The 18,839-nt window shown below is 56.2% G+C and carries 14 protein-coding genes; 11 read left to right on the top strand and 3 right to left on the bottom strand.

From position 1 onward, the window contains the following. Positions 1-97 precede the first annotated feature (97 nt). From I6L41_RS07715 to I6L41_RS07690, 6 genes are all read left to right on the top strand, one after another. Positions 98-649 carry a cytochrome b gene (locus tag I6L41_RS07715; protein ID WP_216963142.1) on the top strand — a complete coding sequence of 184 codons (552 nt, stop codon included), beginning with the start codon at positions 98-100 and terminating at the stop codon, positions 647-649. 443 nt (positions 650-1,092) lie between these two features. Beyond that, positions 1,093-2,556 (top strand): IMP dehydrogenase, encoded by a 1,464-nt coding sequence (gene guaB, locus I6L41_RS07710; RefSeq protein ID WP_005345006.1) that lies wholly within the window; start codon positions 1,093-1,095, stop codon positions 2,554-2,556. Between the two features lie 84 nt (positions 2,557-2,640). Next, positions 2,641-4,230 carry a glutamine-hydrolyzing GMP synthase gene (gene guaA, locus I6L41_RS07705; protein ID WP_216963139.1) on the top strand — a complete coding sequence of 530 codons (1,590 nt, stop codon included), beginning with the start codon at positions 2,641-2,643 and terminating at the stop codon, positions 4,228-4,230. A gap of 379 nt (positions 4,231-4,609) precedes the next feature. Continuing rightward, the gene (locus I6L41_RS07700; protein WP_005337011.1) at positions 4,610-4,882 is read left to right on the top strand and encodes a hypothetical protein; all 273 of its coding nucleotides are present in this window, start codon (positions 4,610-4,612) and stop codon (positions 4,880-4,882) included. A 304-nt stretch (positions 4,883-5,186) separates the two neighbouring features. Beyond that, a complete protein-coding gene (locus I6L41_RS07695; protein WP_216963135.1) occupies positions 5,187-6,680 on the top strand; it encodes a hypothetical protein in 1,494 nt (497 codons plus the stop codon). Continuing rightward, positions 6,608-8,983 (top strand): hypothetical protein, encoded by a 2,376-nt coding sequence (locus tag I6L41_RS07690; protein ID WP_216963133.1) that lies wholly within the window; start codon positions 6,608-6,610, stop codon positions 8,981-8,983. Before I6L41_RS07695 ends, I6L41_RS07690 begins: the two co-directional genes overlap by 73 nt. Positions 8,984-9,299: 316 nt before the next feature. Here the strand turns inward: I6L41_RS07690 and I6L41_RS07685 are convergent, their stop codons facing one another. Together I6L41_RS07685 and I6L41_RS07680 are read right to left on the bottom strand one after the other, a co-directional pair. Further along, entirely contained in the window at positions 9,300-10,127 is an 828-nt protein-coding gene (locus tag I6L41_RS07685; protein ID WP_216963131.1) for a bifunctional transcriptional activator/DNA repair enzyme AdaA, read from the bottom strand. 51 nt (positions 10,128-10,178) lie between these two features. Further along, positions 10,179-10,943, bottom strand: coding sequence for an SDR family oxidoreductase (locus tag I6L41_RS07680; protein ID WP_216963129.1), 765 nt, complete (start codon positions 10,941-10,943; stop codon positions 10,179-10,181). A gap of 311 nt (positions 10,944-11,254) precedes the next feature. Here I6L41_RS07680 and I6L41_RS07675 point away from each other — a divergent pair, with 311 nt between their 5' ends. Both I6L41_RS07675 and I6L41_RS07670 read left to right on the top strand, forming a co-directional pair. Next, entirely contained in the window at positions 11,255-12,625 is a 1,371-nt protein-coding gene (locus tag I6L41_RS07675) for a leucine-rich repeat-containing protein kinase family protein (RefSeq protein WP_216963127.1), read from the top strand. 310 nt (positions 12,626-12,935) lie between these two features. Next, a complete protein-coding gene (locus tag I6L41_RS07670) occupies positions 12,936-13,583 on the top strand; it encodes a thiopurine S-methyltransferase (RefSeq protein WP_005337003.1) in 648 nt (215 codons plus the stop codon). A gap of 331 nt (positions 13,584-13,914) precedes the next feature. Here I6L41_RS07670 and I6L41_RS07665 read toward each other — a convergent pair whose 3' ends face one another. Continuing rightward, positions 13,915-16,701 carry an insulinase family protein gene (locus tag I6L41_RS07665; RefSeq protein WP_216963125.1) on the bottom strand — a complete coding sequence of 929 codons (2,787 nt, stop codon included), beginning with the start codon at positions 16,699-16,701 and terminating at the stop codon, positions 13,915-13,917. Between the two features lie 162 nt (positions 16,702-16,863). On the opposite strand from I6L41_RS07665, the gene sixA reads away from it, so the two are divergent. The 3 genes from sixA to I6L41_RS07650 all read left to right on the top strand — a co-directional run bounded on the left by sixA (position 16,864) and on the right by I6L41_RS07650 (position 18,753). Continuing rightward, positions 16,864-17,331 carry a phosphohistidine phosphatase SixA gene (sixA, locus tag I6L41_RS07660; RefSeq protein ID WP_005351311.1) on the top strand — a complete coding sequence of 156 codons (468 nt, stop codon included), beginning with the start codon at positions 16,864-16,866 and terminating at the stop codon, positions 17,329-17,331. Between the two features lie 133 nt (positions 17,332-17,464). Beyond that, a complete protein-coding gene (locus I6L41_RS07655; RefSeq protein ID WP_005336998.1) occupies positions 17,465-17,671 on the top strand; it encodes a DUF1107 domain-containing protein in 207 nt (68 codons plus the stop codon). Between the two features lie 164 nt (positions 17,672-17,835). Continuing rightward, positions 17,836-18,753 carry a DMT family transporter gene (locus tag I6L41_RS07650; RefSeq protein ID WP_216963122.1) on the top strand — a complete coding sequence of 306 codons (918 nt, stop codon included), beginning with the start codon at positions 17,836-17,838 and terminating at the stop codon, positions 18,751-18,753. Positions 18,754-18,839 lie beyond the last annotated feature (86 nt).

Raw genomic sequence — 18,839 nt, 5'->3', positions numbered from 1 at the left:
CGGCTTGTCTCGATGCCGTTGATATATCTTGTCCCGCTGATGTTCACGGCGCCACCATCTTGACCAACGTTCACTCGCCCCCAGTTTGGAGTAGCTTATGAATCCCTCAACCCGCTTAAGTTTGACGACCCGTTTGCTGCACTGGTCGGTTGCCTTGCTGATGATTGGCCTGACCCTTGTGGGCTATCTGATGGTGAAATTTGAAATATGGGATCTCTATGCCCTGCATAAATCCCTGGGGGGGATTGCACTGATCTTGATCCTGCCCCGCGCCATTCTCCGCCTTGTTAAAGGGTGGCCTGAGCCTGTGCGTCAATATCCTGTTTACGAGGCATTGGCAGCCAGGGCGATCCACTGGGGTTTGCTGATTTCAACGCTGCTTATTCCGGTGTCTGGTCTCTGTTATTCCGCAGCGGCTGGCCGAGGTGTCGCGATATTTGGCTGGTCTATTATCCCGATGAATCCAGATATCCATGATCCTGCCAATGTGATTCCATTCAGTGAATCCGTTCGGGATATTGCTCACACAGTCCATATATATTTGCCATATATCATGCTGGCATTTTTGCTGGTGCATATTGTCGGGGCGTTGAAACATCATCTGCTGGATAAAGATAATACCTTGCTGCAGATGGTGGGGCGAAAATAATAAAGAGATGCACCCCTTGTTGTGCCGGGAAATATATATTGCCAGCGGGTGAAATTTATTATCCAGACCGAGCAAGGGACATTGAGAAGAGAATGATACCGGTGCGAGTGGTCGCCGCGAGGGCAAGAGACAATACAAGGACACAAGACAATGGGAGGGGGGGCAGAAGCCGCTTGCCCCTGAGCCCCTGTCGACCATCCCTTTGCATGGGGGTTGGGATGTGTCGGCACCTACCGGTTTTGCATAAATCACCGGCTAGCCAACTCTTTTGCCCCGAAATGGCGCTTTTCGTACTGATAATCTTGGTTTTTTGGCGTTTTGGCCGCCTAAAAGAGGGCTATGCCATAAAAAATTCAAAAAACTTCTTTACCAGTGACCAATGCGTGAGTAAACTTCGTCGGCAATATTTTACACCCCCACTTCCTCAACGGTGAGATATTGCCATGCTCAGGATTGCCAAAGAAGCGTTAACCTTCGACGATGTACTGTTGGTTCCCGCCCACTCCGAAGTTCTTCCCAATACTGCCGATCTGCGTACCAAGCTGACCTCCGCCATCAGCTTGAACATCCCGATGATCTCCGCTGCCATGGACACAGTGACCGAAGCCCGTCTGGCTATCGCACTGGCCCAGGAAGGCGGTATCGGCTTTATCCACAAGAACATGTCCATCGAGCAGCAGGCTGCCGAAGTGCGCAAGGTCAAGAAGTACGAGAGCGGCGTGGTCACTGACCCCGTTACCGTGCGCCCTGACATGACCATCGCCCAAATCAAGGAGCTGAGCCACAAGAATGGCTTCGCCGGTTACCCCGTGGTGACTGACGGCAATCAGCTGGTCGGTATCATCACCGGCCGTGACGTGCGCTTCGTGATTGACCTCTCCCAGACCGTTGAACAGATCATGACCCAGAAAGATCGTCTGGTCACCGTGCGTGAAGGGGCCCCTCGTGAAGAGGTGGTTGCCCTGATGCAAAAGCACCGTATCGAAAAAGTGCTGGTGGTGAACGGCGACTTCAAACTCAAGGGCATGATCACCGTTAAAGATTTCCAGAAAGCCGAGCGCAAGCCCCACGCCTGTAAAGATGACAAGGGTCGTCTGCGGGTCGGTGCTGCGGTCGGTGCCGGTGCCGGTAACGAAGAGCGCGTCGCTGCGCTGGTGGAAGCCGGTGTTGACGTACTGCTGATCGACTCCTCCCACGGCCACTCCCAGGGCGTACTGGATCGCATCAAGGCCACTCGCGACGCCTATCCGGATCTGCAGATCATCGGTGGCAACGTGGCGACCGCCGCGGGCGCCAAGGCGCTGGCTGCTGCCGGTGTCAATGCGGTCAAGGTCGGTATCGGCCCGGGCTCCATCTGTACTACCCGTATCGTGACCGGCGTGGGCGTGCCCCAGATCACTGCCATCTCCGACGCCGTTGACGCGCTGGAAGGCACCGGTATTCCGGTTATCGCCGATGGCGGTATCCGCTTCTCCGGCGACATCGCCAAGGCCATCGCCGCGGGCGCCAGCTGCGTCATGGTAGGCTCCATGTTCGCCGGTACTGAAGAAGCGCCGGGCGAGATCGAGCTCTATCAGGGTCGCTCCTTCAAATCCTACCGTGGTATGGGTTCTCTGGGCGCCATGTCCAAAGGCTCCAGCGACCGCTACTTCCAGACCGACAACGCCGCCGACAAGCTGGTGCCGGAAGGCATCGAAGGTCGCGTGCCGTACAAGGGTCGCCTCAAAGAGATCATCCATCAGCAGATGGGCGGCCTGCGCTCCTCCATGGGCCTGACCGGCAGCGCCACCATCGACGACATGCGCACCAAGGCAGAGTTCGTGCGCATCTCCGGCGCCGGGATGAAAGAGTCCCACGTCCACGATGTGACCATTACCAAAGAAGCCCCCAACTATCGGATGGGCTGATAAAACGGGGCCCTGCGCCCCGTTTTTCCACCCTTTTTTTATCCCGTGCCCTTTGTGACAACATCAGCCTGATGCAGGAATAAAATGACTAAAGACATTCACCAGCACCGTATCCTTATCCTCGACTTCGGTTCCCAGTATACCCAGCTGATCGCCCGCCGCGTGCGCGAAATCGGCGTTTACTGCGAACTGTGGGCCTGGGACGTAACCGAAGAGCAGATCCGCGAATTCAATCCGAGCGGCATCATCCTCTCCGGCGGCCCCGAGTCCGTGACCGAGGCTGGCAGCCCGCGCGCCCCCGAGTATGTGTTCAACGCCGGTGTCCCTGTGTTCGGTATCTGCTACGGCATGCAGACCATGGCCGAGCAGCTGGGTGGCAAGGTGCAATCCTCTACCGAGCGTGAATTCGGTTACGCCAAGGTGGAAGTGCTGGGCGAAGCTGGCAAGAGCTGCGCGCTTTTGCGCAACATCGAAGATGCCATCGCCGACAACGGCAATGCCCTGCTGGATGTCTGGATGAGCCACGGTGACAAGGTCACCACCATTCCGGCCGACTTCACCACCATCGCCCAGACCCCGACCTGCCCGCACGCGGCCATGGCGTGTGAGGCCAAGCGCTTCTATGGCGTGCAGTTCCACCCGGAAGTGACCCACACCCGTCAGGGTGCCCGCATGCTGGAGCACTTCGTCAAAGACATCTGCGGCTGCGAATGTCTCTGGACCCCGGCCACCATCATCGACGACGCCGTTGCCCGCATCCGCGAGCAGGTGGGTGACGATGAAGTGATCCTCGGCCTCTCCGGCGGTGTCGACTCCTCCGTGGTCGCCATGCTGGTGCACCGTGCCATCGGCGATCGCCTCACCTGCGTCTTCGTGGACAACGGCCTGCTGCGCCTGAACGAAGGCACCCAGGTGATGGAGATGTTTGGCGATCACTTTGGTCTGAACATCGTCAAGGTCGATGCCGAAGAGCGCTTCCTCTCTGCGCTTGCCGGTGTTGACGAGCCGGAAGCAAAGCGCAAGATCATCGGCCGCGTCTTCGTCGAAGTGTTTGATGATGAAGCGAAAAAGCTGAAGAACGCCAAGTGGCTGGCGCAAGGCACCATCTATCCGGACGTGATCGAATCTGCTGCCAGCAAGACCGGCAAGGCCCACGTCATCAAGTCTCACCACAACGTCGGCGGCCTGCCGGAAGAGATGAAGATGGGTCTGGTCGAGCCGCTGCGCGAGCTGTTCAAAGATGAAGTGCGCCGCGTTGGTCTGGAGCTGGGTCTGCCCTACGACATGCTCTACCGTCACCCGTTCCCGGGCCCGGGTCTGGGTGTGCGCGTCCTTGGCGAAGTGAAGAAAGAGTACTGCGATATTCTGCGCCGCGCCGATGCGGTCTTTATCGAAGAGCTGCGCAAAGCCGACCTCTACAACCAGGTCAGCCAGGCGTTCGCCGTGTTCCTGCCGGTGCGCTCCGTTGGCGTCATGGGCGATGGTCGCAAATATGACTGGGTGATTGCCCTGCGTGCCGTCGAAACCATCGACTTTATGACCGCCCACTGGGCTCACCTGCCGTACGACTTCCTCGGTCACGTATCGAATCGCATCATCAACGAGATCAACGGTATCTCCCGCGTGGTGTACGACGTCTCCGGCAAGCCGCCTGCAACCATCGAATGGGAATAAGCGGCTCGCGCCCTTCTGCCCATCGAGCATAAAAATGCAAAAAGACGCCCTTGAGGCGTCTTTTCTTTTCTCAATCGTTTGCGCCACACATCTTCTTTTTTCGAGCAGCTTTTTTGCCACCTTGCCCCTGTCATATGTGACAGGGGCATTTTTGCCATCCCGTACTAGGCTCTCTCATGCCAATTGAGCCCGCTGTCAACAGCGGCTCGTGGCTGGGGGGAGGGCTGATCGAGTTGCAGATAGCTGCGCAATCGGGCCCATCGTCATCGTGCCAACCGGCAGTGATGACACCCCGGTGGAGACCGGAAACCACTTGAATCAACGGGGCGCAGCCCGAACGGCCAAACGAGTCGGGATCATAGAGCACGGAGAGTTTGATATGTCAGAACAAGCAGTGTTGGTGGGTGGATGGACCGCATATCACAAGCTGACCGCCGAGGATCAGGCGGTATTTGATCAGGCGCTGAAAGGATTTGTCGGGGTTCAGTACGTACCCTTTGAAGTCTCCACTCAAGTGGTGGCTGGCACCAACTACCGCTTCAAGTGCAAGAGCACTGTGCCGCTTGCCAAACCGATCCATGGCGAAGCCGTGGTGCAGATCTTCAAATCACTGGACGGGGATGCCCATATCACCTCCATTACCCCGATCTGATTGCGTTGCGTTGCGGGGCAAGGCGGGGAGGGGGAGATCGCCTAACCGGTTTGCTTCAGACACCAGATAAAAGTAAAGACGCCTTAGGGCGTCTTTCTTATTGCTGGAGTTTGCACGTAAATTTTGTTCGGACAACGAAACAGTGGAGAAATGAAACTCATACGATTGTTGACGTGGGTAGATATTTTTGTTCGAAATGCAATCACCTCCCGATATAGGTCACACCATTTTCTGTACAAGTAGATAATTGATTTATATGTGAATAACATAGTGGCCTTCTAACTCGGAAGCATCAGAGGGCATCGTGGCGATTTTTGATATTGAGAAAGACGACTTACTCCGGCTCTCTGATACCCAGCTTGAAGAGTTAATAGCGCGCCTTGCCGAGGCGGAAATTGCCGCCGATGGTCATAGCCCTGCTTATGTACACTGGTCAGGCTCTATAAATGCTCCCGATGGCGGTATCGATGTGCACGTCAAAGTACCGGTCGAGCAAATGTGCACTGGCTTTATTGAAAGACCTGATACGATTTTTCAAGCCAAAAAGCATCCAATGCCGAGGGCCGCGATAACCTCAGAAATGACTATTGATGGTGCATTATCATCGACTATCACGGGTCAAGCGGCAAAGGGAGGGAGCTATATTATCGTCAGCTTGGGTGATGATTGTTCTCCCCTTATGAAAGAGGATCGCCTGCAAGCAATGCAGTATGCGGTAGCGGATGTTCCTAACCGATCCAATATTCACTTGGATTTTTATGACCGCTCGAAACTGGTGCAATGGCTGCGGCAGCATCCGTCAGTCATGCTCTGGGCCAAAAAAATACTTGGTCAGGGATATTCTGGGTGGCAGCCATATGGGGCTTGGAGCAATCCACCTCAGGGGTCAGAAGATACCTTGATTTCAGCACCAGGGGTGACAATTACTCTGCCATCAGGAAAAGGGCAAAAGCTAGCCATTCAGGATGCTATCGGGCCAATGCGTGAGCTGATTCGCTCAACCAATAAAGCGGTTCGCATTACGGGATTATCCGGTGTTGGGAAGACCCGAATTGTACAGGCTCTTTTCGATGAATCCGTCGGAGCAGATGCGCTCGATCGGACTATCGCAGTTTATGTTGATACCGGTGAAAACCCGGAGCCCTCTGCAACAGCAATGTTGGATAGACTGATCGCTGAGGGACGGCGGGCCATTATGATCCTCGATAATTGTCCTTCTGAATTGCACACTCTTCTAGCCAGTAAAGTGGCGGCCAAAGGTACGATCAGTCTTATTACCGTTGAGTATGACATTAGAGATGACAAGCCTCAGACCACAGAGGTCATCCAGATTGAAGCTGTGGGGCCTGAGGTTGCCGAACAGCTTGTTCTACGTCGTTTTCCCAATATCGGTCGAAATAACGCCCGCCGAATAGCAGAGTTTGCTGATGGTAATGCGCGGGTTTCTCTGGCTATTGCAGAGAGAGTTGAGGAAGGTGAAAGTCTGGCCCAGCTTTCAGATGCACAGTTATTTAACCGTTTGTTTGAACAGCGAAACAATCCGGATGATGGTCTACGGGAGCAGGCTGAAATATTGTCTCTAGTCTATTCATTTTCGGTCTCAACGGCTGAGGAAGGACAAAGCGAACTGGGGGTATTGGGTTCTATCTCGGGGTATTCCGTAAGCCAGTTGTTCCGAGCAACAAGCAAGTTGTCAGATCGCCATATCGTACAAAAGAGGGCCCATTGGCACTTAATAGCATTCCAGTTGATCAACTCAGGGCGACCTTTGAAGCCACCGGTCGTCAACGCTTACTGATGTCTTTCGCGCACAGGTTAGGGCTGTTGCACGATCATCCCGTGGCCAAAGAAATTGTTGAATGTTGGCTTCAGCCTGACGGGTTGTTAGGACGGTTAACAGAATTAAGCGATATATCGGAAAGAATGCTTAATTATATCGTGCCAGTTGCGCCTGAAGCTCTGCTAGATAGGATTGAAACGGTGTTGACCCCGTTTTACATTCAAGAAGATGCAACGAGTAAGAATATATGCACTTCAACCATGATTAATCTTCTGCAATTATTGGCATATGAGCCTAGTGCATTCGAACGCTGTATTAGGATTCTTATTCATGTGGCTGATTATGAACAAGAAGACGATAGCAATAACTCGCTGATAAAGCAGATCACAAGCTTCTTCCAAGTATATCTGTCCGGTACTCACGCTACTTTAGAACAAAGAATGACCATTATGAATGAAAGTTTTTCATCGGATGTTCCTCGACGTATAGCATTGGGTTTCAAGATGCTTTCGACAGCCTTAGAAGATCGCTGTACTGGCTTTGGAATGAATGCGTTTGGTGCTCGGCCGAGAAACTATGGGCTTCACCCTAATCATGATGAGCTTGTGCAGTGGCGAAGTGCTTTTATCGATAGGGCCCTACAATTGGGTACTTCTGGCGATCCTGCTCTTGAAGTTCCCGCACGGCAGATTATGGCGAATACATTTCGAGGGATGTGGGGCCAGCAAGCGATAAGGGAAAAGCTTGTTGACGCTGCCCGTAAACTACATGCACATAGCCCTTGGGGAGATGGTTGGAAAGCTGTCCGCTCTACGATCTATTTCAATCATACAAAGAAAATGAATGTAAATAATGTAGAGCCCATACCAGACAGCCTTGTTGCACTTGAGAAAGCTCTGGAACCACATGATTTGCTTCCGACAATCATGATGTATGTGCTCAGCAGAGTACATGGCCCTTGGACGCTGGATACCGATTTTGATCACAACGATCATAACAAGTATCAGGCAGCCGAAAAGCGACTCACAACCAAGGCATTCCAATTGGGTGAGGAGTTTGCAGTCTCAAGTCATAATTTCGATGAACTGGGGCCTAACCTATTTTCTAATGACTACATGCCTTACCGTACAGCATTCGGGAGAGGTTTGGCCAAGGGGGGGCATGATTTATATTCTGCTTGGCTGAAACTTGTTGAGTATCTTGAGATACAGCCTGCAGGATATAAAAACTTGTCAGTTTTTGAGGGCTTTATCGAAGAAGTTGACCGTATCGACCCAGCTCTTGCAAAGGTATTACTTGATCAGTGTGCACAACATCCTCAAACTCGACACGGTTTGGTTGAGTTGCATCCTCGAAGGAGTTTCACAGAAGCCGACCTGGATCGTTGTATGAATATTATGGATGACTCTGATATTCACCCGAGTATGTATGAATCAATCCTATGGCGGGATGAATATGGGGATTTATCCAGAGAACGAGTAATTGAGCTTGCGATTCGGCTCCTGAGAAAACCGGGAGGTTGTGATGTGGTGCTGCGTGCGTTAAGTATGCGGTTACATGGTAAAGAATCAGGAGATCAGCTTGGCCTTGATTTTCGTCAGATTGGTCTTAAAGCGGCGATTTTAAGTCTTCCAAAGGATCACTGTGATCCCTCTGGGATCGATGATTACAACATGGAATGCGTCATCAATGCTGCATTACGTTTCGATGGCAATGAGCCAGAAAAACAGGAGTGGTTGGACACGATCTTTGCTGTTGTTGATCTGCACTATGGCTACGTTCATTCATATGAAAGCGCCATTGAGACAACAGCTGCGCTGATGCCAGAAGCATTTTTAAACCGAGTCTTTGAAGGCTCTGAAGAGCAACAAGAACGACGGCAGTTTTTTATTTGTAATAGAGACTTACGATTCTCACCTATTGCCCATATTAATATGGATTTTCTGATTTCGTGGTGTTGTGCCCGAAATGAGCCCCGCGTATGGGTAGCTATTGCAGCAAGCATTCACTTGTGGGAAAAAGATGACGAGATTGAAGGGCTCAGAATTTCAGAGTTAGCTCTCAGGCTGCTTGAGTCATCTCCTGACCCTGCTATTGTTCTGGAAATATTCGCCGAGTGTGTCATTCCTTCATCTTGGTCTGGCAGTCGAGCCGAACTAATGCAGTCCAGAGCGAAGGTAATTCGTAAGTTGGTTGAACATGAAAGTGCAGATATTTCGATTGCGGCTCAAACAGTCTCTGCAAACTTGGTTCAGCTAATCGAGCGCCAGAAAGAACGAGAGCAGCGGGAGGATATGGAACACGAGCAGCGGTTTGAATAAGAACTGTTTGTTTCAAGCCCGTAGGGTGCAATGAAATTGCACCTCTACTTTTGTTCCTCATACCTTGAACAAAAGCCGCTTGGCAAACGGTGCAATGCGCTGCGCTTATTGCACCCTACTTGTTTCGTTAATCCGCTGCTGTGGCTGAGCGCGGAGCCTAGCCAAAGCAACCAAAGGGGCGATCTGCGCCCCGATTCTTCTTATGTCCCCGCTTTATATCGCCGCACGCTGTCTGGCGCAGCCTGATTGTCTGCTGACTCACAACCAGCACTCCTGTTTCGTCACCCTTATCAGGCCGGGCAGAAAAAGGCCACGTTTACTCATACCTCGCCGCTTCCCAGGCGTGGATCGCCTGTTTGCGGGTCTCGCCCCAGTGATAGCCGCCGAGTTTGCCGTTTTGCTGGATGACCCGGTGGCAGGGGATCATCAAGGCGACGGGGTTGGCGCCCACCGCCAGCCCCACGGCTCGGGCGGCTTTGGGGTTGCCGACGGCGTTCGCCACCTGGGCGTAGCTCACCACCTTGGCGGGCGGGATCTGCAGCAGCGCCCGCCAGACGCTGATCTGAAAGTTGGTACCGATCACGTGCAAGGAGATGGGGCGATCCGGCGCCTTGCTGCCATCGAACATGGTGTTGATGACGTTCTGGGTGCGTGATGGCGCTTCTTGCAGCCTTGCCTCAGGCCAGCTGCGGGCGAGGGTGGTCAGTGGCGCCTCTGGGGCCTTGTCATCGAGAAACGAGAAGTTGCACACCCCCCGCGGGGTCAGGGCGACGAACGCCTGGCCGAAGGGGGTGTCGTGCACCCCGTGATCGATAACCAGTCCGGCCCCGCGCTGCTTGTACTCGCCCGGCGTCACCGCTTCGAGCTGCACAAAGTGATCGTAGAGCCGCGAGCCGCTGCTAAGGCCCAGAGTATCGGCCACCTCGAGCAGTGGGCGCGACTCCTGCAGCAGCGCCTTGGCCCGCTCCAGGGTCAGCACCTGCAGATAGCGTTTGGGCGTCACTCCGGCCCAGCGGCTGAACAGCCGCTGGAAGTGAAAGGGACTTAAGTGCACGTGCGCCGCTATCTCGTCCAGAGTGGGCTGGCGCTCCACCTGACTTGCGATAAAACGGATGGCATCGGCGATGCGGGCGTAATCAGACATAAGGCGCTCTCACGATAAGGTTGCGGTCGCAGGATCTTGGGGGCGACAAGGTCATGTACGACAAATTGATACCCCACCATCGGCCAGCAGGGCAATGCCGGTGGTAAAGCTGGATGCATCGGACGCGAGATAAAGGGCCGAGCGGGCGATCTCCTCCGGTTGGGCCAGCCGTTTGAGGGCATGCATATTCTGCACAAAGGCGAGGCTCTCTGGCGTATTGGCAAAAGCCCGCCCCATGGGAGTGTCGGTGCCCCCCGGCAGCAGGGCGTTGACCCGCACCCCTTGTGCCCCATATTCGGCAGCCAGCACCCGGGTCAGACCAAGCAGGCCCGCCTTGCTCGCCGCATAGGCCGCCATGCCGGGCAGCCCCATGGTATGGCCGACGAAGGTAGAGGTAAAAATAAGCGAGCCACCGCCACGCGCCTGCATGGCGGGGATCTGGTACTTGGCTCCCACAAAGGCGCTGGTGAGGTTGGTATCCAGAATTTCCTGCCACTGCGCCAATTCAAGCTCCTTTACGCTGCCCGGCGTGCCTGTGGTACCTGCGTTGTTGAAGGCGATATCGAGCCCGCCGAAACGAGTTAGCGCGAGATCAACAAGGTCGCGGGCGTAACTCTCGCTTTTCACATCTCCTGCCAGACTCACCGCCTGGCCCCCCTCATGGCGGATCTCCTCCACCAGCAGATCCAGCTCGGGTTGGCGGCGGGCACCGACGACGACGCTGGCTCCCTCCCGGGCAAACAGGATGGCGCTGGCGCGGCCGATGCCGGAGCTGGCGCCGGTGATGATGGCGACCTTGTTGGACAGTAATGACATGGCAGTTCCCTCGCATGTGTGTTGTGCGCCAGCTAATTGGCTCACAAGGTTGGTTGTGGGTTGGAGGTTCCAACCTACTTGGGTTTGGCCCCCACTATGGCAACCACTCCTCGTTGGAACGACCCGAATCTTGCTCTCTTTGTTCCCAAGTCGTTTTGCTACATGTCGATACAGGCCTTTGTGGCAACAAAAGGGGAGAACTGAGCCCCGAATTCTTTATAATGCCCCCCTTTAAAATCGCCGGACCCGGGTTCGGCGCGCGCTGATGGTCGCTGAGCCATCAGGCAGATCATCAGGATTGAGAAACGGTTATGCATACTCTGGAACAGCTGCGCGCAGGTGAACTGTGCGGTGCCCGCCATCTGAAGCTCTCTGAAAACCTCGCGGTTTTCCCCCACGAGATTTTGAGCCTGAAAGAGACGCTGGAGGTGCTGGATTTGACCGGCAACCAGCTAAGCACGCTCCCCGATGAACTGGCCGGGTTTGGCAAGCTGCGCATCATCTTCTGCTCCGAGAACCGCTTTACCGAGCTGCCCGAGGTGCTGGGGCGCTGTCCGGCGCTCACTATGGTGGGCTTTAAGGCCAACCGGATTGCTACCGTCTCGGCCAAGGCGCTGCCTGCGGGGCTGCGCTGGTTGATCCTGACCGATAACCAGATTGAAAGTCTGCCGGACGAGCTGGGCCAGTGCGACGCTCTGCAAAAGCTGATGCTGGCGGGCAACCGTCTGCGCGAGCTGCCCGCAAGTCTTGCCAACTGCCGCAATCTTGAGTTGTTGCGCATCGCCGCCAACCGCATCGAATGCTTCCCTGAGTGGCTGCTCTCGCTGCCTCGCCTTTCATGGCTTGCCTACTCCGGCAACCCCTTTAGCGAAGGGGCGGAGGCGCGGGCCATCAATGATGCCCATGTCGAACCCCTTTCCTGGGAGACGCTGGCGCTGGGCGAGTTGCTGGGGCAGGGAGCATCTGGCGTTATCCATCGCGCCACCCTTGTGGGCAATCCTGCTGATGAAGTGACTCAGGCGAGCGACAGAGGTGATGGCTGTCAGGTGGCGGTCAAGCTGTTCAAGGGGGCGGTGACCAGTGACGGGTTGCCCCGCTGCGAGATGGCGGCATCGCTGGTGGCGGGCACTCATCCCAACCTTATCAAGGTGATGGGCAAGGTGGCGGATCACCCCTCCGGCATTCCGGCGCTGGTAATGGAGCTGATCGATCCGGCCTTTGCCAATCTGGCCGGGCCGCCGAGCCTGGACTCCTGTACCCGGGATGTCTATCCCGAGGGGCTGCATCTGAGTGTGCCGGATGCGCTGGCGATGGCCCACGGCATCGCCTCGGTGGCGGGCCATCTGCACCGCGCGGGCATCATGCACGGGGATCTCTACGGTCACAATATCCTGTTTGCCCGTGGGTCTGACGCACCGGCTCGCGCCCTGCTGGGGGATTTTGGCGCCGCTTCTTTATATGAGCGCAGCAACCGCGAGCGGGCCGTGGGCCTTGAGCGACTGGAAGTGCGCGCCTTTGGCTGCCTGCTGGAGGAGCTGTTGGCCCATTGCGATACGCAAGACTCACCGCTCGATGGGTTGCATCAACTCAAAGCGGCCTGCCTCTCGGAACTCCCCGCCGATCGTCCCGATTTTGCTTATATCGAGCGTCAGCTGGCGGCCGCTCGCGCCATGCTGTCGTGATCTTTTTGGCGTTGGCAGGCACGTTTTGGCCTGCCAACGTCATTCCTTTCATTCCTTTCATTCCTTTCATTCCTTTCATTCCTTCATCGCCATACACCAATGACGTTTTTGCATGGATTGGTATACCTCTGCCCGTCATAAGCACAGCCAATAGCGCTCATTGCGACTGCGAGGCACACGGCAAGGGGATGTCCCATCATTCGCTCGATAACACGCAGAGGCTGCGCGGCAAAAAGGGGAGGGCAGAGGGTTGCGCGGTGCCGGTTAAGTTGTGATATTGAGGCATCTTTAGTACAGAAGGGTAATAACGATGGAAGCTGCGTTTTGGCATCAGCGTTGGGAAGAGAACCGGATTGGCTTTCATCAGGCGGACTTTAACCACTGGCTGCAATCCTGGTGGTCAGCCCAGCAAGCGGACGAGCCGGTGCTGGTTCCCCTGTGTGGCAAGTCCCGCGACATGCTCTGGTTGAGCGCTCAGGGCCATCCGGTCGACGGTTTCGAGCTATCGAGCCTTGCCGTCAGCCAGTTCTTCAGTGAAAACCAGCTCGCCGCGACTGTGAGCGAAGTGGGCCCTTATCAGTGCCATCAAGTGGACAGCCTGCGCATTTTTCAGGGGGATTTTTTCGCCGCCCCCAGTCTGGGTCGCCGTTACCGGCTGGTCTATGACCGCGCGGCGCTGATCGCCCTGCCGACCGCGATGCGCCGCCAGTATGCAGCCCTGATCAGTTCGCTGGTCGAGACCGGTGGCCAGATCTTGCTGGTGACCCTTGAATATCAGCCGGAGCAGCAGAGTCAGCCCCCCTTCTCGGTGGGTGAGATGGAGGTGCGAGCCCTGTTCGAGCGCGATTTTCGTATTGAGGTGCTGGGGCGCGCCGCCGAGGTGGATCACCCGCGGGTGCTGTCGGGTCAGCTCTCCTACTTCGATGAGGTGGCCTACCGACTGGTTCGCCGGGGTTAACGGGCAGCTAGCGGGCGGCCAAAGGGTGATCTGCGCCGACAAATCATCGGGCTACGCGCTCTTCGCTACCTCCTTTGACGTAGATCAACGTGACTGGCGGGGGGAGTGCCTAATATGAGGCTGTTTCTCAATCACTGTTGGCATTGCAAAGCGAGTATCGGGTCTTTCCCGCTTGCTGATCAGCAACTCAGTGTCTGATTTTCACGCTCATGTTCACTTTTGGCGGCTTTGGTCGCAATTGTTATGGTTTTTCCAGCCGACCCTGATGGGTCGGCTTTTTATTGCCTGCGATTTGCGGTGGGAAGGAAAAATGGGGGATGTCGAGGCCTGATCAGGCCTCGAAGGTGGCGGCATTGAGCCGAAATGCCCGTGGATCGTCGATAAACTGGCCGGTGATCCGCTCGTCATGTTCGTGCCCCTGACCATAGCTGCAGAGGATCAGCCGATCGGAGGTGCGCGAGCGCAGTTGGGTGATAAAGCGCACCAGATCGGCGCGGCTCAACTTGCCCACCTCGTCGCAGACCCGCTCCCGTTGATCGAACCCCAGATCCTTGTTGCCGATGCTGACCCACAGCCGCTGGCCGCGACTGCGCAGGTTGGCATCCCGCTCGCTCAGCTGGGCTTGCAGCCCCGCCTTACTCTCCTGCCACTGCTGCTCGGTAAATTCGAGCATGGCGAGCGGGAAGAGGTCGATAAACTCCTCCACCGCATCGAGCAGGATCTGCGGCCCTGCCACCGGCGACTGGATATAGAAGATCAGGCCCGGATGGCGATTGAGGGGCAGGTTACCGGCGCCCACCACATAACCCAGTTGCTGGCGGGTGCGCAGCTCGTGAAAGAAGGTAGAGGACATGATGTGGTTCGCCAGAGTGAAGCAGGCGAGATCCCGCGCACGGGTGGTACGGGACTGGTAGTAGACCAGCAGTGCCGAGTCTTCGTGATCGCAACCCTGCTCGCGAATAAGGGTGCCCCTGTCCTGAATGGAGATGAGCGGGCGGCGGGTCTCGCCGCTCGGCTTGCTGCTGGTGCCATTGATGTCGCTCAGGTGACGCTCCATCAGGGCGGCCAGCTCCAGCGCTTCGGCAGCAGTCCAGTCGCCGTGTACCAGTGCCTCGACATGCACTTCGCCAAACAGCTGGGCCACGAAGCCGGGCATCTCTTCCAGCTCGACGGTGCGCAGGTGACGCAGCAACTGCTCGAACGGCGGGTTGTTCGGTTGCAGCAAACTGGTGAGCTGGTTAAAGAGCTGGGAGATGGGGCGCGCCTTGGACTGGTTGTCCCAGTTGCGGATGAGCTGCTCCTTGATCTCGGCGAAGCGGCCCGGATCCGGATACCCCAGGGTGCGGTTGCCGAGGATCATGTCGAGCAACAGCGGCTGCTTGTCGGCAAAACCGCTCAGGTTGATGGTAAAGCCCCCCTGATGGGCATAGATCTGATAGCCCAGCCCCGCCAGCTCCGCCGGATAGGTGAGGGCGTTGAGGTGGTCGGCCAACAGCTCCACGGCGAGGCGCGCCATGGCGATATTGCGCGGATTTTTTACCGCATGTTCGCTGTCGATGGAGATGTAGAGATTGCCCTTGGGCACGCTGAACAGGTGCTCATGGAGGTGCCAGAGGCGAAAACCGGGGCGATCGATAAGGCAGGCGGGCATGTCGGCGGCAAGCTCTGGCGTGCGCGGATCGAGCCGGCTGCTGATAAAGGGGTTGGGCTTGGGCAGCGCCAGCGCCGGATCCGGCTCGCTCTGCTGCCAGCGAATTTTCTCGGCCTCGGTAATGGTCGCAACGCTGTAGGGGGTCTGATACCAGCGGGCCAGCCGATCGGTCGCCACTTCCGGAGCAGTGATGGTGATGCGCAGGTTGTGCGGGGTGAGCTTGGCGAGGAAGCGGCGGATCAGCCCCTCGTCATATTCGCGCATCATGTAGTCGCCGTAGAGCAGATCCTCAGGTTTGTAGCTAAAGAGGTTTAGCACCAGCCCCGACACCGTATCGAGGGGGCGGCCGCGCTCCTGAAAGCGAAACGCCGATTCGAGCACGGTCCGTTTTTCGTCGTAGCGCCAGCTCTGCAGCCCTTCGCGGCCGATCAGTTTCAGATAGCCAAACAGGGCGGCGAGGATGTCATCCACATGCTCAAGGCCCAGAGGGGTGAGGCCGAAATTGACGCCAAAATCCTTGAAGTTGGCGCCGCTAATGCCACCGCCCGCCGAGAGCTGGTTGACCCAGCCTTTCGCCTTGAGCAGAGAGAGCAGGCTGCCATCCCCCTCGTAGCCAATCAGATGGCTCAGGAAGGTGAGGGGCTTTTTGTCGTAAAACTCGTCCACATTGGGCAGGGGGAAGCTGAGCGACAGCTTGCGGGTCTCCTTGACCGGATTGATGTGGATGCGCACGCCGAGATTGTCGAGCCGGTAGAGCGGCATGGTGAGGGTCGGGTTTCCCAAATTGCGATTCAAAATGGGAGCAAAGTAGCGACAGCACCACTGCAACTGGGTATCGATGGATTCTGGCGAGATCATCACCAGCGCCATGCGATCCGCGCTGTAGTGGCTTTCGTAAAACCGGATAAGGTCGGAGCGCAGATCCCGTCCCGGCAGATCGGCCAGGGTATCGAGGTTGCCCACCGAGAACTTGGAGAAGGGGTGCGACGGGTTGACCGTCTCTTTATGCACCTGATAGCTGCGGCGCATATCGTCCTGCAGCTTGAGGCGATACTCGGAGTCGACTGCGTTGCGCTCCTTGTCCACCCACTCCGGATCAAAGGTGGGGCAGATAAAGAACTGGGAGAAGCGATCCAGCCCAGCTTCGAAGAAGCCGTTGTCGATCTCGAAGAAGAAGTTGGTGAATTCGGTACCGGTCCAGGCGTTGTTGCTGCCGCCATGACGGCTCATAAATTGCTGGTACTCACCAGGCTTGGGGTAGGTGCAGGTGCCGAGAAACAGCATGTGTTCCAGAAAATGGGCCATTCCCTGCCGGTCGGCGGGGTCGTCAAAATGGCCTGTATTGACCGCCAGCGAGGCGGCGGATTTGTCTGTGTCGGGATCACAAATCAACAAGACCCTGAGCCGGTTGGCCAGCTCCAGAAAATGGTATTGCCGATGGTCATTGGGACTGGCATATGGGCTCATTGGCGTGTGACTCACGTTGGATTTATTTGAATTTAAACATGATTATCGACCCCGCTATCCCGTCAGGCAAACCCTTTTCTGAGAGGTAGCGCAATTGTTTCCACACCCGTGGCGGGGTAAGATCCCCCGGCTATCAAAACAGGCCCGTTGGGCGAGGTTGTAATGAAGATCTATATCATGCGTCATGGCCAGGCTGGCATGAATGCGAAAACAGATGAACAGCGTCCATTGACCGAGCAGGGTATTGAAGAGTCTATCCAGATGGCCCGCTGGCTGGCGCCTCAGCTGATTGGCCCGCTGGATCGGGTGATCCACAGCAACTATCTGCGGGCACGCCAGACCTGGCAAGCCATATGCAGTGAATTACCTGACGCAGCAGCCGTTGAAGAGAGTGGCGACATTACCCCTTACGGTGATCCCGCTTTCGTGGCCAGCTACCTCACCACCCTGGCGCAGCAACATGACCAGATCCTGATGGTCAGCCATCTGCCGCTGGTGGGTTATCTGGTGCAAAGCCTCTGCCCGGCCGCAGGAGCACCCATGTTCGCCACCTCAGGGATCGCCTGTATCGAGTGGCACGATGGCAAAGGAGCCTTGCTCTGGCTCGAAGGGCCGCATACAATAGGCTAAAAGTTAATAAAAAGTTATAGATTGAATTTTTTGGGAAGAGATGGGCGAGTTTTCCGGATTTTTATAAATATTTTACGGAATTAATTCGCAGAAGCTGCTGTCATACGGATACAACTGCAAGAGGTTGCAAACGATGAGAGTGTTCAAGAAGTACCTGCCACTGATGGTGGCAAAGCATGTCAAAACCTTCTTTAAAGGTCGGATTTACATCCATGGTCGGGGGCGGTTTGATTTCCAATCCGGTTTGTTGCTGATGCCGAATCCGGCGGATATTCCCCATCGCCAGACAGTCACCGAGGTCAACGAGCTGATCTCCAGACTGCACATGGATGCCGCGTGATGCGCTTCTGAACCTGTTTCTGCACTGATATGCCCGCACTTTTGCGGGCATATTTGTTTCTGGCGACTGGCGTTCATCATGTGGCTGTTCAGGCCCACACCTTTGTTTATCTCCCATCGCCCCCTATACTGGCCCGCTGTTGTCTCTTCGGTCTGGATCTTCTCATGCCCCTTGCCTGTCTGTTTCCCTTCTCCTGCATTGCCATCTGGGCTGGCAATGGCATCGTCAGTAAACTGGCGGTTGGTGTGTTGTCCCCTGCAGCCTTGGCCTGGTCGCGCTGGGTGGTGGCTGCGCTGGTATTAAGCCCGTTTCTTGCCCGTCGGGTATGGCGTGCGCGTGCCCGCATTCGTGCCGGTTTTTGGCAGATCGCCATGCTGGCCTTGCTGGGCATGGTGCTCAACCAGACTTTTGGGTACTACGCGGCGCAAACTCTGGGAGCCACCGAGATGGGGTTGATGATGGGACTGACGCCGCTGCTGACCGTGCTGTTCAGCATCTGGCTGCTGCGCGAGCGGCCCACCTGGGGCGCCGTGCTGGGGGCGCTGCTTTCAATCCTTGGCTTGTCTATCTTGCTGGGGCAGGGGGATCCGACCCGGCTGTTTACCCAAGGCATTCATATCGGCTCTGTCTATATGCTGATCTCGGCCGGTACTTATGCCCTTTACAGCGTGCTGCTCAAGAAGTGGGATCTGGGGCTCGACAACTGGTCGCTGCTCTACGGTCAGGTGATCTGCAGTGTGGTGATCCTGACCCCCTTCTTTTTGCTGGTGGATGGCCAGTGGCCTGATGGGCGGGCCCTGTGGCTGATCCTCTATGCCGGTATCCCCACTTCGGCGCTCTCGCCCTGGCTCTGGATGCAGGGCATCGCCCTGCTCGGCGCCAACCGTACCGCCATCTTTATGAACCTGCTGCCGGTGATGACGGCTGGCCTTGCCATCACCCTGCTGGGGGAGCGGCTGACCAGCTATCACCTGATCGGGGGTGGGCTGACCCTGCTGGGTGTCTTGCTGGCACAGCTGCTGGTGCGTCCGGTGGTGATGGGTCGCCGCCGGGTGGTGTTGGCACCCTGTCCCGAAGAGTAATCTTGCGTGAAAGCGTAAGTGGGCCCAATGGCCGCCAATGAAAAGCGCCTGCAGCAATGCAGGCGCTTTTTTATGGTCACATCTTG

Origin of the sequence: Aeromonas sp. FDAARGOS 1411, assembly GCF_019047125.1 — a bacterium.
Classification (GTDB): Bacteria; Pseudomonadota; Gammaproteobacteria; order Enterobacterales; family Aeromonadaceae; genus Aeromonas; species Aeromonas veronii.
Note: the sequence above shows the minus strand (reverse complement) of the source record. Positions and strands in the feature narration are given on the sequence as shown.